The organism is Methylomarinum sp. Ch1-1 (assembly GCF_030717995.2).
In the GTDB taxonomy this organism is placed as follows: domain Bacteria; phylum Pseudomonadota; class Gammaproteobacteria; order Methylococcales; family Methylomonadaceae; genus Methylomarinum; species Methylomarinum roseum.
Window position 1 is genome coordinate 4,134,083 of record NZ_CP157743.1, and the last position, 14,626, is coordinate 4,148,708.

Genomic DNA, 14,626 nt, shown 5'->3' on the forward strand with positions numbered 1-14,626 from the left:
TGGATGCGCTCCGCTTATCCTCCCTACGAATGGGGGTGAGTAGTTACGTATTTTTTAATGTCTTTACCCGCCATTAGAATAATGGTGCTGTACTGGTACATAGTCAATCTTATTCCGTCGGCAATTATCTTTGTGGATGTGCTGAACAGCGTGAAGGTAATTATTCAGACACCCTAACAATTGGCAAGGCCGGTACCGGCAAGCCTGACCGCTGACTTGCGATCACTTGTGCCAAATAAATCCACGGTGACTGATTTCTTTTGCGGCAGGTTTCAATGACGCTGATTAAAATAGCGAACACACGCGTCCCATTTTCCGAGCGCGTGCCATAGCAAATGCCGCGTAAAATAACCCAGTGGCGCAACGCTCGCTCCGCTTCATTATTCGTTAAGGGCTGATGCGGTTGATCCAGAACTTGAAAAATAGCTGTCCAGTCATTTAGCATTTCCGTGGCTAATGCTGCTGTTTTCTTATGTTCATGGGTTTTCATTTGTATACACATCTGCTGATAGAGCAGTAATTGCAGGCGATAAGTTTCAGAAAGTGGCGTATCAGGTGGTGTTATTCGCGCTTTGCGTACCGCACCTATCAACACAGCCAGTAAATCGTGCGTTTGTTGACCAAAAGCTGGGCGTCTCTGTTTAAGCTTTCATTGAGCCCTTTCGCTTTACGCAGAAGATGAGCCCAGCAACGTAACCGACTCAGATATTTGCGATAAACCGTGTAGCCATCGCTCATTAACCAACCATTAAAGTCGTCGCCTAAAAGATTTTCCAATAATTCAGCGCTACGCGTAGCAATCCAATAGGCTGTGACGCGATTCGTACTGAACACCCATAACCAAAGAAAAGTCGTGTGCTCCATCCAGGAGGTTTCGTCTACATGCAGCAATTCGCTGTTAATGATTTCTTGTGCAAACTCATCTTCAAGCGGCATAGCCGCTGCGCCACTTTCATGCAGGGTATTATTGATGGTGCCAACACTTAATTTAATACCTAACCAGTCATATAAAAATTCCTGAATACGCTCACGCGATAGGCGCATACGGTAGGCAAGACAAACAATCATTGCTGCCAGTCCAGGCCCCACTAAACGCCATTCAGTTCGGCTAATACCCGGCAATTGAGCATGACTGCTACGACTGACTTCTTTGCGCGTGATATGTCCATTGGCGCACACTACTTCATAGAGAGTGTGCTTGGTATGGGTGACTAGAATGCCTGGATGCTCAACATCGCCCCATTCGACATTGATTGTTTCATACGCGGCATAGGCGATAGCATGACGCGGCTCTAATGTTTGATGGCAGCAGGCACATATTTCAGGGTAATGATCTTGATAGTGGGTAATGGCTAGCTTTTGTGTCCGGCCAAAGCCTTGTGCGCCTGGTTGTTTGCCGGGTTTGCGGGGTTCTTGATGTTCATTGTTAGGATCAGCGGACTGTTGCTGATCTTTTTTAGAAGGCGACGGGGGGGTGACGGTGTCTTCCGTTTCAGCAGACTTATCGATCTCCGTTTGTTCTTGATCGTTTGTATTATCTGTAGCTGCTTTATCCCAAGGCGCTTCGCTGCTAGGTGGACGAGAGCTGTTGCGCGAATTTTGGCTTAAGCGCTCACGCGCTTCTTTTAGGTCGTTAAGTAACTTAATCGATAGGTAACGTAATTCCTCTTCCGGTAAATTGAGAAGCTCGTCTTCATCGATTTGGCTTAGGTCCTGGTTACTGAGTTGCATGGGATAAATACTAAGGCTTCTTAATGGATTTGTACAATGTTCTTGTGTCGGTTTGTCAATTATTTTGTATTTTCAGCTAGGGTGTGTGAATACTTACGCGTGAAGCGCATAAAAAACCGGTGCGCTTCCTATCGTCAGCACACCCTACCCACATCCGTGAGAGTAAAAGTAGCCTGCCCCCTTTTCTCTGATTTTCTAAAAGTAGCCTGTCCCCTTTTCTGATGCCCCCTTTCTGATTAATTTTGTGCTCGTAGAGTATGTGCTGAGCGAAAACGAAGCGCATCTATCGCAATCAAGCATTTTGCCATATGACTTATGTACGCAGCTTTTCGACGTAGCCGACAAAATCCTCTACGCTGAGCGGCGGACTGAAATAATAGCCCTGATAAAGCCGGCAGCCCTTGTCGAGCAACACATCTAACTGCGTTTGAGTTTGCACGCCTTCGGCAATCACCTGCATATTCAGTTTGTTAGCCATCGCAATGATGATTTCGACGATTGCCACATCGTTGCCATCGGTCAAAATATCGGCGACGAATTGTCGATCGATTTTCAGCTGATGGAACGGCATCTTTTTCAAATAGCACAACGACGAATAGCCGGTGCCGAAATTGTCCAATGAAAAACGGATGCCTAGATCGTTTAGGCACCTTATCGTCTTGCCCGCCTGTTCCACCTTATCGATAAAAATATTCTCCGTTATTTCGAACATCAAGGCCCGTGGATCGGCGCCTGTTTCCGCTAAAATATCTTCAACCTGCTCGACAAAATCTTCCTGCCTGAGTTGTCTGGAGCTGACATTCACGGCCAAATACTCATGGCTAAAGCCACTGTCCCGCCAAGCCTTAAGCTGCAGACAGGCAGCTTTCATCACCCACCGATCGATCATCACGATCAGATCGCTTTGTTCGGCAATGCCGATAAACGCTGATGGCGCCAACAGGCCTCGTTGCGGATGACGCCAGCGAATCAGGGCTTCGACTCCTTCACATCGGCCATCGGCGCATAATTGCGGCTGAAAATACAATTCGAACTGATTTTGCTGGAACGCCGTTCGTAACTGGCTTTCAATTTTAATGCGATGATCGGCGGCGCGTTGCATATTCTTATTGAAAAAACTGATCGAATTTTTACCTCTGCTCTTTGAACGATACATCGCAGTGTCTGCTTGTTGTATCAATTCCGAAGCGTTTGCATTGCCCTCCGGATAGAGGCTGATGCCGATACTGGGGGTAAAGTGCATCGGTACGCCATTCAAGATATAAGGCTTATTCAGTTCCTGCTGCATTCTTTCGGCAATCAGCATGGCTTGCTCCGAGGCCTGCTCGACACTGTCTTGATTGGCCTGTAGCAGGACTAAAAATTCATCGCCGCCCAGACGTGCCGGCGTATCCTCGGTGCGCAAATGCAGACCGATGCGCTCGGCCACCTTGATCAATAACTCATCCCCGACCAGATGCCCGGCCGAATCATTGAGCAATTTGAAATCGTCCAGATCCAGGAAGATAATCGCGCCGAACAGACCGTGCCTGCGCGCCGCCTTCAACTCCTGTTCCATGCGGTTCAGCAGTAGACGACGATTTGGTAATTTGGTCAGCGTATCGTAATAAGCCAGCGCCTGGATTTCCATTTCCTGCGCTTTCTTGTCACTGATGTTGCTGAACACTGAAACAAAATGACTGATCTGACCGTTATTGTCTCTGACCGCCGTTATGTTTTGCCAAACGGGATAAACTTCGCCATTTTTTTTGCGGTTCCAAAACTCCCCTTCATAGCGGCCTTGACGCCACAATTGCTCCCAAAACTGCTGATAAGCATCATCGTCCTGACGATCGGATTTCAGGATGCCGGAGTTATGGCCTATCACCTCTTTCGCAGCAAAGCCGGTAATTTCGCTAAAGGCCTTGTTGACGCGCAAGATATTGGCCTCGGCATCGGTGATCATCACCGCTTGCATGCTGTCAAAGGTTGTCGCCGCCAAACGCAATTCCGACTCGGTTTGTTTATAGTCGGTAATATCATCCCAGGCGCCGAACACTTCTATGACCTGATGTTGATCGTCATAATCGACGATCAGCTCATCCCTGATCCAACGGAATTCACCATTTTTATGCCTAAACTGATATTCATGGGTCAGTTGCCCCTGCTGTATCAGTCGCTGCATATTCTCAATCGCCTGTTGGGCATCATCGGGATGCAGTCGTTCGCCCCATAGGGTCTCATGCCGATACCATTCTTCTGGAGTGTAGCCACTGATTTCGGTAATTTTTTCCGAGATGAAATCGACCTTGAACGGCAATAAGTCATTGTCTATGGGATGCAGGCAATAGACAACGGAGGGGCTGAGCCTAATCACATGCTGAAGACGGTTTTCGCTTTCCTGCAATTGCTCGGTGCGTTCGGCGACTTGTTGATCTAGCGAATCGTTGAGCGCTTGTAGTTCATGATTAACCTCACGCAATTGTTGTGGGCTGGGGATGCGAAGAGCGACCGGCAACAAAGGCCATAATAGCACGGCGGTCAGTAGCTAAATGCTGGCGGTTATGGCTTTGACTATTGCGCTCAAACCATATAATGGCATCCAAACATTGATCGCCGCCAATAAGTGCGTCGTCCCACAAGCAAAAATAAAGCCCGAAAACAGAAGATACAGCCATTTGTTCTCCAAGTCCGGTCTATTATAGACAAAATATCCCAACGCGACCGGAATGGAAAAATAGGCGACGAAAGTCAGCAGATCTGACACCACGGTCACCCACAGAATAATCGGTTGCCAATAAAAGCATACCCCATGCGGCATGAAACCTTCGGAGCTAAAAAGAAAATTCAACATGTCATGCATATAGCGCACTCAACAGAGACCGTATAGATCAACACTAACCGCTAAGTTGAGTTTTGTACACACATATTTCATCCACACTGACACATTGACGGCGCACTATCTTACGCCCGCCAGACAAATACCGCGGTAACCTGATTGCCCTTGCCTCGATAGGTAAGGCCGCTACATAGGGATTTCAGCAGACCTATACCGCGCCCGGAGAATCCTACATTGGATGTCAGATTAGCGGCCAACGCCTGGTGGTCAAAACCGTCACCGCTGTCTTTGACACTAATGGTCAAACATCCGCCGGATTCTGTCGGACGATGCTTGAACAATAGCCGTATCCGCCCTTCCTGCACCGTTTGCAGCCTCTGCTCTTTCAACTCATAAAAACGCATAAAGCCTTCGGCTGTCTGCTTGATCGCTGAATCGAGCTTAAGCACACCATGGTCCAAGGCATTGGTGAATAATTCCGTCACGATCATGAAAATAACTTGCCGATGCTCCTGTAACCCCTGTATTTCCATCAAGGCGTTGACCATCATAGGCACCGGATTCAGCTTTTTCAACGCGTCTATATCGAACTCCATCATCGCCTTCCAGGGCAAGGCTTCAACAACGGGATATTCCTGCTTGCTATCGCAGCCTTTCCAGGGTACGTTATCGACATCGCATAATAACTCCAGAAAAGTGATAACTTGATAGGTCTGCTCATTTTCGCAATGCCGGCTTAACAGGCTCTGTAGACTCTCAAAGGCGGAACCTTCATGCTGGCTGATACAAGCCATGACCGCCTCGGCGCCGAGTGCTACTCCAGCGGAGTTCTCCGCTTCGCTGACCGTATCCGTCAACAGATATAAATAATCGTCGCCGCTAACTGCAATACTCTGTATATGCGGATCCAATGAGGCGCTGATTCCTAACGGCAGGTTCGTCGAGGCGATGATTTTCAAGCGGTTGCTTGCCCTATTCACTAATACCTGATCCGGCAAGCCGCAATTGAGAACATGTAGGGTCTTCGTCTCTGGATGCAGCGCGACGATCGAGGCCGCCAAAAACATATCGACAGGCAGTAATTGGTGCAGTTTTCGATTAATTTCTTCAACAATTTCGACGATATCGAAGCCCTTATCGCTCATCTTGTAAAATATTTCGGCGATGGGGGCGGCGGCAATGGCCGCCGACATGCCGGAACCGCTAAAATCTCCCAGCAAAACATGGAGGTGATCCTCGGGCGTACGTCCGACTAAGGCAATATGGCCATTGAACAGGGATCTGGCCGAAACCGTCGATTTAATTACCGAAGTATCTAACAGTTTTGCCCGCAATATCTTGTGAAACAAATTGGCGGCAATTGTTTGTTCCTGTTCACGCCGTTGCCGGTAAGCGCTTAATCGCCTATTGTTTTCCAATTGTTGTAGATGACATTGGCGATATTGCAACAATGAGTTGATTTTCGTTGTTAATAACAAGGAATTAATGGGTTTGACAACAAAATCATCAATTCCCTGCTTCAAAAAAAGAGCAAGCGCTTTATCATCATAGCGGCTGGCCAATGCCAAGATGGGAACCGCATCAGCGGCCAAATTCTGTTTTATGGACGGTAAATCATCGACATCGACGCCGTCGATATCCAACAATAATAAGTCGACTTTTGTGTCAGAGAGCTTCGCCGCCGCTGCCTGTCCATCGCCTACGATGCTATATTGATAGTCTTCAGCTTTTAAAAGCGTATCGAGCAACTCGATTTCAGCAGCCTCTGCGCCAATGATCAGCACCGTGAAAAACCGCTTACTCGCTTTTATACACATGCTTTCCATTAATCGCTCTCTGGCTTTCGCATCTTTCCAGTGCGGCATCGCCTCTCAACAGGTTTTAATGATTCTGCGGATTCAGCAGTTAATTCAAATACATCGCAAAACAAAGCGCAAATCCGAGCCAGCTCAATAACAGTAAAATCCACGCCAATTTACTTTGCCGATAAATAGTCACGGTTTCGGCAGCCTTGTGTTCGGAATCCTCGGCGTTGAGTCGGCTATCGACTTTTTTCAGCTTCTTATCCAACTCCCTGGCTTTCGCCTTTTGCTGTTTCTTATACTGCTCTATGCCTTTTTGAATGCCTTGAGCGATCAACTTGGTCTGCTCTTTAGTCTGCCCTGGCCGCTGCGTAGCCTTGGCAGTTTTCAATGATTCTTCCTGCGTTTGAGCAGAAATCTGCCGATATGATTTATTTTTTCTCATCTTTTCCGAGTATTTTGCTCAGCATTTATTCACATTATAGCCTGATCTGTCTCGAGTTAGTCACGAATCGCTATCGAAATATGCCTACAATAGCGAAACCACTACTCTGTGCGCCTTTACTGTATTTATTCGGCCGATTCATCCGCGACTCGGTAAGGATCCAAATAAATACTTTCCACACGCCTTCCCAGCATGACGATCTTGCCGTTATAACGTTCGACACCGGTCGCCGAGAATTCAAAGGCATAGCTGCGCCAGGCCTGTATCCTGCCTTCGGCGTTGCGCTTAGGCCAGAAACCGGTCAGGGCCACGTAATCGTCCAGCAATTGCAAGTCCAGCCTGCGGCAATGCGCTTTCACAACAGACATCGCCGCTTCCCGGGCCTGCAGACTATTCGACCAGAACCATAGCATGGCGACGATGAGCATGATAAAAATTAAATCCGTCATAACGACTTAGTCCGATAGACTCCTGAATATTTCGTCAAATGCTTGCCTCGCCTAGCGTGCCGTTCGCGCCTTTTTGAGGAGTGATTCAAAACCATACAGAATGTGCCGAACGATTTAATAGGCCTGATCACTCACGAATTCGGGCTAGATGAATTGTTGCTACCGGGACGTTAAAATGGTCAACATGCGTTGGGCGTGTTCAGCCACCTCGATGCCTAAGTCTGTCAAATAGCCGCCATCGGCCTGTGAAATAATGCCTTTGTCATGCAGGCGCCGCGCCGCAGCAACGACGTGTGGCCCGGCATCGGCATGCACCTTAATGCCTTCTTGCAAGGTCTCCAAATTAAATAAAGACAACAGATTGATTTCTTCCACCAATTCTTCCGTTAAAACCATTGCCAGCCCCTTGTTAATCATTAAAAGCCATCACATTACCAGCTTTCATCGCTGGCTGGAAGATTGACCAGAAAAGTGCCGCCATGCACGGCAGGAAGCGCATGGCGGCACCGCCAAAACCGGCGACTGCAAGCCATTGATTTTATGAGCCGATGTCAAACCCGTCGCCTTAACCCCAGCAATTCCCATCAGTTTGAGTATTTTTGCAGGGTTTAGGGCATGGGGTGTGTTTGGCGTGGATGTCGGCAGCAAGGATGCTGCCGTCAAGCCCCCAGGGATGGGTTTACCCAGCACCTAAATTCCATGGCTACTGGACTATATTTTACATTCCAGGATAATTTAGGTGCTGGGTGAACGGCGCTCCTCGACAGACACACCCCATGCCCTTTTTGAACGCCAAAGTGGGAATTGCTGCCTTAACCCGGATATTTCGCAAAGGCGGTCTTGGTCTTTGAAAGAAGTATTAAAACCCAATGGATTGGGTTTAATGTCGGTCATATTTATCTGGTGCAGTTTGTACCTGAATGGTTTCTGAATTATCCGGGTCAAGTCGACAAGCTGATGCAGAGGCATTATCCACCGTCTTGCTGTTGCATGAGCCGGCTTAACCAACTGTAAACCCGTTTAACCAACAACGCCTCATTATGTCGATAAAGATGGTCGGTGGCGCTGATTTCGTCCTGTCGGTAAGCGGGGTTTTTGTTAGCGGCCAGTTGACGTTTACGCGCGCCATTCACGACCGCCGGCAAATCATGTTCCGCATAAATATCCAATAACGGCAAGCGAATTTTGGCCAACCTTGCCAGGAACTGCGGCCTGCGATCGGTACCCTCCGAGACTGGCAGGCTGATGGTCACCAGGCCGCCGAGGGTGTTATCGAGATTTTTGTCGATACTATAGAGCCCCATCAGCGCGCCCATGCCATAGCCAACGACGACTATATTGCCGACTTCGGTTTTATCCAGAAAATCGACCGCTGCCTCGATGCGGGCTTTAGCCTCGGGAAATAACGGGTAATAATCCTGTGCAGACGCCCCCATTTCCCTGATCGGCATTTGCAAAGCCAAGGTTGACCAGCGATGCTCAGGCAAGATGGTTCTCAACGCATGCACGACGACTTGCTGATCAGGATAAGCCGCGCGATCATGTAGGATAATGGCCGCACCCCGCGTATCGATGTCGACGCTTTCAGTATGGATAGCTAAAAAAGGCCGCTGTTGCGCCTGCAACCAAACGACCTCCCCCCTTGTTAAGGTGTTTTCGATCAGAGCGGCATATTCTTGTTCTCGCGCTGCGTTACTGGCATGAGCAAAAGCCGAATACAGCATGATGACAGTGAAAAGAATACTCCACCGCGTCATAACTTGAATTGCTCGCTGTAAAACCCACTCCCCGTATAGCGCCGATGAAGATAACGCAACAACACCATGATCACCGAGGCAACCGGCAATGCCAACAGCACGCCGAGGAAACCGAACAGCTGTCCTCCGGCCAGCACGGCAAAGATAACCGCCACCGGATGTAAACCAATCTGGTCGCCAACCAACCAAGGCGTCAGCAACATGCCTTCCAGCGCTTGTCCCACCATGAAGACAATGGCGACTGGAATCAAATACATCGGGTCTTGAAACTGTAATAATGCCGCTAAACAGGCGGCGACGATACCAACGATCGCGCCCAAATAGGGCACGAAGCTGACCAGGCCGGCCATCATGCCGATCAGCAGCGACAAATCGAGTCCCAACAACGATAAGCCGGTGCTGTATATCATACCCAATACAATCATCACATAAAACTGACCGCGCATGAACGCGCCCAACACTTGATCCGACTCGGCCGCAAGTTTAGCGACAGTCGGCGCACTTCGGCGCGGAAACAAATCATGGACCCTGGCGACCAGTTCGTCCCAATCCCTGAGTAAATAAAACGTAATCACCGGTATCAATAGCAGATTCATCAGCCATTCCAATATCAACGTTCCGGAACGCGATACCGAACCGATCAACGTCGCCAGTATGCCGCCAGCCTTTTGCCAATGGTCCTTCAAGATCTCGATCAATCCGGCGCTGTCGACGGGTTCAATGTCAACATGCAAGAACTGTTGCAGCATGGGAATCAGACGGGTATTCAACCAGCCGATATAATCCGGGAGTTTGCTCAGAAATAAGCTGATTTGCGCTTCGATGCTCGGAATGATCACCACCAAAATGGCGGCAAGAAAGACAGTGAGGGTCAAAAAAACCAAAATGACCGACTGAGTCCGTCCTAATCGCCAGGATTTGATTGAGATCATTTCCAGGCGGTCCACCAGCGGATCGCTAAGGTAGGCTAGAACCGCCGAAATAGCGAAGGGGAGTAGTATCGGAGCCAGCAGATAAAGCAGCCCGCCCAGTAATACGCTGAAAGTCAGAACCAGCCATTTTTGTGAATCGCTCACTGCCCTATCCTTCCCGTTATGTTTTGAAAAATACCGCGTTTGTCAGCAACCCGGCGGTTCGACGCTGAACACGGTCATCTGAGGAAGCGGTGAATCTATCCATCCTGGATTTCTCAGCGCCAAACCCGAAAAATACGATTTTTTAAAAAATTTCTGAGTGCAATTTGACTCACTTCATAGTCAGGTATGCCGCCACCGCCGCACTGACCAGTCCCAACAGCGCGGCGATGATCCACAACCATAATTTGTTGATATGATCATGTTGTTCCTCGGCAATAGCCACTCCCTCAATGCGGGCATTGCTGGCCTTGGTTTTGCCCTCCGCATCCTCCTCGATGTCGAAAAAAATGGTATCGCCTTTGACCGGCCTGCGCGCCATCCCTTTTAACGCGGAAATGTGAATAAAGACATCCTGACTGCCATCGTCCGGCTTTATAAAGCCAAATCCCCTGTCATCTTTCCAGGTTTTCAAATAACCTTTTTTATCTGTCTTTGCCATATTATTACCTACTTCTTAATCAATACTTCTTTAAAAACGGCATCCTACTCTCATAGTAAGGCTAAAGTTCATGCAAGCATCTTCGATATGCTTCGGTTTTTACCAGCGAATCATTGATTTTCAGCTTCCCCGCTCTAGCAGCGGCTGCACTCCCCCCTTCCGATGGGAGCTATCACGGCAATAGCCGGCCACCGCGAGAATGAAAATACAACGGCCGGCATGGTCAATCAACAACCGGGCTCTACTCAAAAATCACGCGCATAGCCAATGACCAAGCCTTACTTTACGACACTGCTAGCCTTCACAATTAGGTCCCTGATGATAGACCCACTCAGTTACCGGTTTTCCGGCCTTTAAATGTTGTTCAATGATAATGTCCAACTTATCGCTATCGATCCCATAATACCAGACACCGTCGGGATGTACGCATAACAACGGTCCGGATTTACAGGTGCCTAAACAGTTCACCCGACTACGCTCAACCCGCAGTTCGCCGCTGCCCAATCCGGCTTTTTTCAGTTTATCTTTCAACGCGTCATATAAAATCTGACCCTCACCATTCTCGGTGCATTTTGAACCCACACAGACCAACACATGACGTTTGTAGGTCCTCATCGAGGGTTTCATTACTTCTTTCATAGTTCTTTCACGTTATGGTCGTTAAAAAAGTTGAAACAAAGGAATATTACTGATCGTGACGCCAAAATAAGCAATTAAACGGTGCTGCGCTATTCGGGCAGCCGGGGAGAGGAAAAGAGGCTTAGTGGTTGATGAATTTTTGCTAATCGGTGTGTTGCGGCATCGCCCCAGTCACTATCCAACCGTGGCGTCATCTACAATCCGACTTACCATCGACAGCCTTGAAAAACAAGAAGAGGACTGCCATCGTTAAAGCACCTGAGTATTGTTGCCAATCATTAAATAGCTTTATTATAACTCAGTCATGCAACAAGAAAACAACGACAGCCTGTAAAACTATCCCAACGAAAAGGGAATCGAAGAGGATTCATCAAGATGAATCCTCTGCCGGATTATCTGACTTTTTTATCAATAATCACTTTATCATCAATAATCAGCTTCGAAACGCCGCCCAGAGAGACATGCAAGGTGCAGGAAGCGGTCTTGAAGTTATCACCAGGTTCGCCATCCCACTCCAAGGTAACGTAGGTGGCTTTGTCGGTATCGGTCCTGGTCGGAAAATAAACCTGGGAGCCGGTTTTTTCCTTGATCAGCTGCGGACATTTTTGATTGGCCATACTCTGCATCGATGAGACTGCTCTGATCATCGAAGCAGCCTCTTTTTGTTCAGTAGTCTGCTCTTTGCTGGTGCCGACCATGATAAAGCCCACCACGATTGCCGCGACTACTGCGCCAATTAATTTTTGAGTATTACTCATATGCATCTCCTAAATTTCATTAAAATGGCCGTCAATCGGTTTTTTATAGCCACATTTTATTATTATCGACAACACCTTAGCCTGTGTCGCCATTTGCCGTCCGAGAAAAAACAGCAAGTGTTGCTCAGAACTGTGCATCATCCCCTCCGAATTCTATGCCAATTGCCCCCCTCAGGCAATGAAAGAGATGAATATGACGTTGCCCCAAGCCCTTGATGAAATTCATCCCCCACTTCTGAATGAAATATCCGGGCTAAGCTGAGTCAGGTCCCGACCTGGGCAACCCAGTCCTCCAGGTTATAATAGTTGGTCACTCTGGCGATTTTGCCGTTGCGTATCGCAAAAAACGCCCCAGCCGGCAAGCGATATTTCTGTCCGTTCGCAGTCGGCAAGCCTTCGTCGGTGTTCAGGTATTCGCCCAACACGACGAACTCGGCGGCGCCGCGACTGCCATCTTCATTGGCCATGATCTCCATGTCCACCAGTTGTTCGCGGTAATGGTGATTCATTTTTTCCATGAAGCGGGCAAACGCTTCTTTACCCTGTTCGCGACCGCCTTGATTGATATCATGCACCACATCGTCGGTCAACAGACTGAGAAAGGTCTCCATATCGGCATCATTAAAGGCCTGATAATATTGTTTGATAAGAGCTATTGCCTGTTTCATATCTTTGCTACGCTAGTTAAAAAACCGCGATTTTGCCAGAAGTCGAGCAGTTTTTCAGCAATTAAAATTCAACGCCCTGCGCAGCCTTGATACCTTGCTTGTAGGCATGCTTGATAATTTTCATTTCGGTCACGGTATGAGCGACATCAATCACTTCCTGAGGGGCATTACGGCCGGTCAATACCAGATGCATCCAAGGCGGCTTTTCCTGTTCGATGAAATCGGCAATTTCCTGACCGGAAACCCAGTTGTAACCGCAACAATAATTAATTTCATCGAGCAGCACGAAATCATATTCCTGCGAGCGAATCTTGTCCTTGGCAAATTCCCAAATGGCGCGACTGGTTTTAATATCCTGTTCCGGATTTTTCGTGTCCCAGGTAAAACCGTCTCCTAGCGCATGCCATTCGATATTATCGAAACGCTTGGCGGCTTCCTGCTCGCCGGTCTTCCACTGTCCCTTGATAAATTGGATCACGCAGACTTTCATGCCCCAGCCTGCGGCGCGAAAAACCATGCCGAAAGCGCTGGACGACTTGCCCTTACCTTCGCCGGTATGCACCAATACAATACCCTGCCTTCTCTCTCTACTCTTCATGAAAACCATCCTGCTACAATGTCTGATGCACTGGCAAAATACCAGTGGATATAGGAAGCCCTAAGATTTTTATAGCGGACGCCGCAATCCCCTCGCCGGCAATTAAAAGCGGGCGGCAAATCCGTCGTCGTGACTCGGGCCGAGTGATGAAACTCATGTCCTTTGACACCGCGGCTGTCTTCTCGATAACCCAACGCAGCCAACCTGTCTTGCATTCTGGACGCATAAGGCAATAGATTCGCCATCGACCAACTAATCCCGTCTTGATCAATCAGTTTCTCCCCCAACAGCATCGCGCCTCCGCATTCTGCTAAAACCGGTTTATGGTCTTCGATGAATTGCCGGAGCGAGGGCCAACTGGCCGAGTGCGCCAATTGCTCGCCGTATAATTCCGGATAGCCGCCCGGCAGCCATAAGGCATCGGCCGCCGGCGGCACGGGGTCGCCGGCCAACAACGAAAAATAACGCAGCCCGGCGCCCTGAGCGAGTAACCAATCGACATTGGCCGGATAAATGAAACAACAGGCTGCATCGCGAGCAATCGCCACCGTTTTACCGGCTAATCGTCGCGAACGCGACACAGAAATGGCTTCACGCTGACGGGGGTAGTCGTCAAAAGCATCCGTTAACGCCACATCATCGACATGAAAAAAATCATCAAAATCGGCTATGCCACCTTCATCGGGACGCATCAATCCCAGATGCCGTTCCTTGAGCACCGGCGCATCTTTCATCATCCAAGCCACTAATGGCGGCAAGTCGTGATCGGCCAGAAAATTCCTCAACAGTTCGGCGTGATGCTCGCTGCCGACCCGATTGGCGATCACCCCGGCTATCGTCACATCCATGTTAGCGGCATAGGAGCAAAATCCCGAGACCAGCGGCACTATCGAGCCGCTGATGCCCTTGGCATCGACCACCAGTATCACAGGCGTATGCAGAACTTTGGCCAAATCGGCGGCGGAACCGGACTCACCGACACCGTGACGCCCATCGAACAAACCCATTGCCCCTTCTATCAAGGCCCAATCGGCATCCTCGGCCTGTTCGCTGAGAATATGCCGAGACAGCGCCGTACCGATCATTTCCGTATCCAGATTATAGGAAGGGCGTCCGGTGATGGCCTGGTGCCACAGCGGGTCGAGAAAATCGGGACCGCTTTTAAAGGCCGCAACCGTTCGTTTCGAACGGCAAAAATGCTGCAGCAAGGCCAGCATGATCGTAGTTTTACCGCAGCCTGACTGGGTTCCAGCCAGTAACGCAATTTTCATGATTTTTTCGAGTTTCAGTGATGATCCAGCCTGGTCGGCGACGAAACCGACCAGGGCCTGAGCGCGTATTCTACCCTGTACCGACTGAGGCCGTCTTCCCCATAAAAAAAACGGA

General features: G+C 49.0%; 16 protein-coding genes. All 16 read right to left on the bottom strand.

All coding sequences use genetic code 11. The features are described from left to right. Window positions 1–160 precede the first annotated feature (160 nt). A complete protein-coding gene (locus tag Q9L42_RS18750) occupies window positions 161–595 on the bottom strand; it encodes an IS66 family transposase (protein WP_349431147.1) in 435 nt (144 codons plus the stop codon). Then, complete coding sequence (locus Q9L42_RS18755; RefSeq protein WP_349431146.1) at window positions 589–1,731, bottom strand: IS66 family transposase; 1,143 nt, start codon at window positions 1,729–1,731, stop codon at window positions 589–591. The genes Q9L42_RS18750 and Q9L42_RS18755 overlap by 7 nt, the downstream gene beginning before the upstream one ends. Window positions 1,732–2,044: 313 nt before the next feature. Further along, on the bottom strand, window positions 2,045–4,246 hold the full coding sequence (locus Q9L42_RS18760; protein ID WP_349431597.1) for a sensor domain-containing protein: 2,202 nt from the start codon (window positions 4,244–4,246) through the stop codon (window positions 2,045–2,047). 12 nt (window positions 4,247–4,258) lie between these two features. Beyond that, complete coding sequence (locus Q9L42_RS18765) at window positions 4,259–4,573, bottom strand: hypothetical protein (RefSeq protein WP_349431598.1); 315 nt, start codon at window positions 4,571–4,573, stop codon at window positions 4,259–4,261. A gap of 101 nt (window positions 4,574–4,674) precedes the next feature. Next, window positions 4,675–6,414: an ATP-binding SpoIIE family protein phosphatase gene (locus Q9L42_RS18770; protein WP_305906863.1), complete on the bottom strand. Its 1,740-nt coding sequence runs from the start codon at window positions 6,412–6,414 to the stop codon at window positions 4,675–4,677. Window positions 6,415–6,454: 40 nt separating this feature from the next. Beyond that, window positions 6,455–6,796: a DUF2956 domain-containing protein gene (locus Q9L42_RS18775; protein ID WP_305906862.1), complete on the bottom strand. Its 342-nt coding sequence runs from the start codon at window positions 6,794–6,796 to the stop codon at window positions 6,455–6,457. A gap of 125 nt (window positions 6,797–6,921) precedes the next feature. Continuing rightward, window positions 6,922–7,245, bottom strand: coding sequence for a DUF3301 domain-containing protein (locus Q9L42_RS18780; RefSeq protein WP_305906861.1), 324 nt, complete (start codon window positions 7,243–7,245; stop codon window positions 6,922–6,924). 159 nt (window positions 7,246–7,404) lie between these two features. Continuing rightward, complete coding sequence (locus Q9L42_RS18785; protein WP_305906860.1) at window positions 7,405–7,641, bottom strand: TIGR02647 family protein; 237 nt, start codon at window positions 7,639–7,641, stop codon at window positions 7,405–7,407. Window positions 7,642–8,213: 572 nt separating this feature from the next. Then, window positions 8,214–9,002 carry a DUF3530 family protein gene (locus tag Q9L42_RS18790; protein WP_349431599.1) on the bottom strand — a complete coding sequence of 263 codons (789 nt, stop codon included), beginning with the start codon at window positions 9,000–9,002 and terminating at the stop codon, window positions 8,214–8,216. Then, complete coding sequence (locus tag Q9L42_RS18795; RefSeq protein WP_305906859.1) at window positions 8,999–10,078, bottom strand: AI-2E family transporter; 1,080 nt, start codon at window positions 10,076–10,078, stop codon at window positions 8,999–9,001. Before Q9L42_RS18795 ends, Q9L42_RS18790 begins: the two co-directional genes overlap by 4 nt. 169 nt (window positions 10,079–10,247) lie before the next feature. Further along, window positions 10,248–10,577, bottom strand: a complete 330-nt coding sequence (locus Q9L42_RS18800) for a cold shock domain-containing protein (protein ID WP_305906858.1) — start codon at window positions 10,575–10,577, stop codon at window positions 10,248–10,250. A gap of 294 nt (window positions 10,578–10,871) precedes the next feature. Further along, window positions 10,872–11,216 (bottom strand): (2Fe-2S) ferredoxin domain-containing protein, encoded by a 345-nt coding sequence (locus Q9L42_RS18805; protein ID WP_305906857.1) that lies wholly within the window; start codon window positions 11,214–11,216, stop codon window positions 10,872–10,874. Between the two features lie 392 nt (window positions 11,217–11,608). Then, complete coding sequence (locus Q9L42_RS18810) at window positions 11,609–11,974, bottom strand: hypothetical protein (RefSeq protein ID WP_305906856.1); 366 nt, start codon at window positions 11,972–11,974, stop codon at window positions 11,609–11,611. 263 nt (window positions 11,975–12,237) lie between these two features. Then, window positions 12,238–12,642, bottom strand: coding sequence for a ketosteroid isomerase-related protein (locus tag Q9L42_RS18815; RefSeq protein ID WP_305906855.1), 405 nt, complete (start codon window positions 12,640–12,642; stop codon window positions 12,238–12,240). Between the two features lie 61 nt (window positions 12,643–12,703). Beyond that, entirely contained in the window at window positions 12,704–13,240 is a 537-nt protein-coding gene (gene cobO / locus Q9L42_RS18820) for a cob(I)yrinic acid a,c-diamide adenosyltransferase (RefSeq protein ID WP_305906854.1), read from the bottom strand. After that, window positions 13,237–14,511 carry a cobyrinate a,c-diamide synthase gene (locus tag Q9L42_RS18825; RefSeq protein WP_305906853.1) on the bottom strand — a complete coding sequence of 425 codons (1,275 nt, stop codon included), beginning with the start codon at window positions 14,509–14,511 and terminating at the stop codon, window positions 13,237–13,239. Before Q9L42_RS18825 ends, cobO begins: the two co-directional genes overlap by 4 nt. Between the last annotated feature and the right edge of the window lie 115 nt (window positions 14,512–14,626).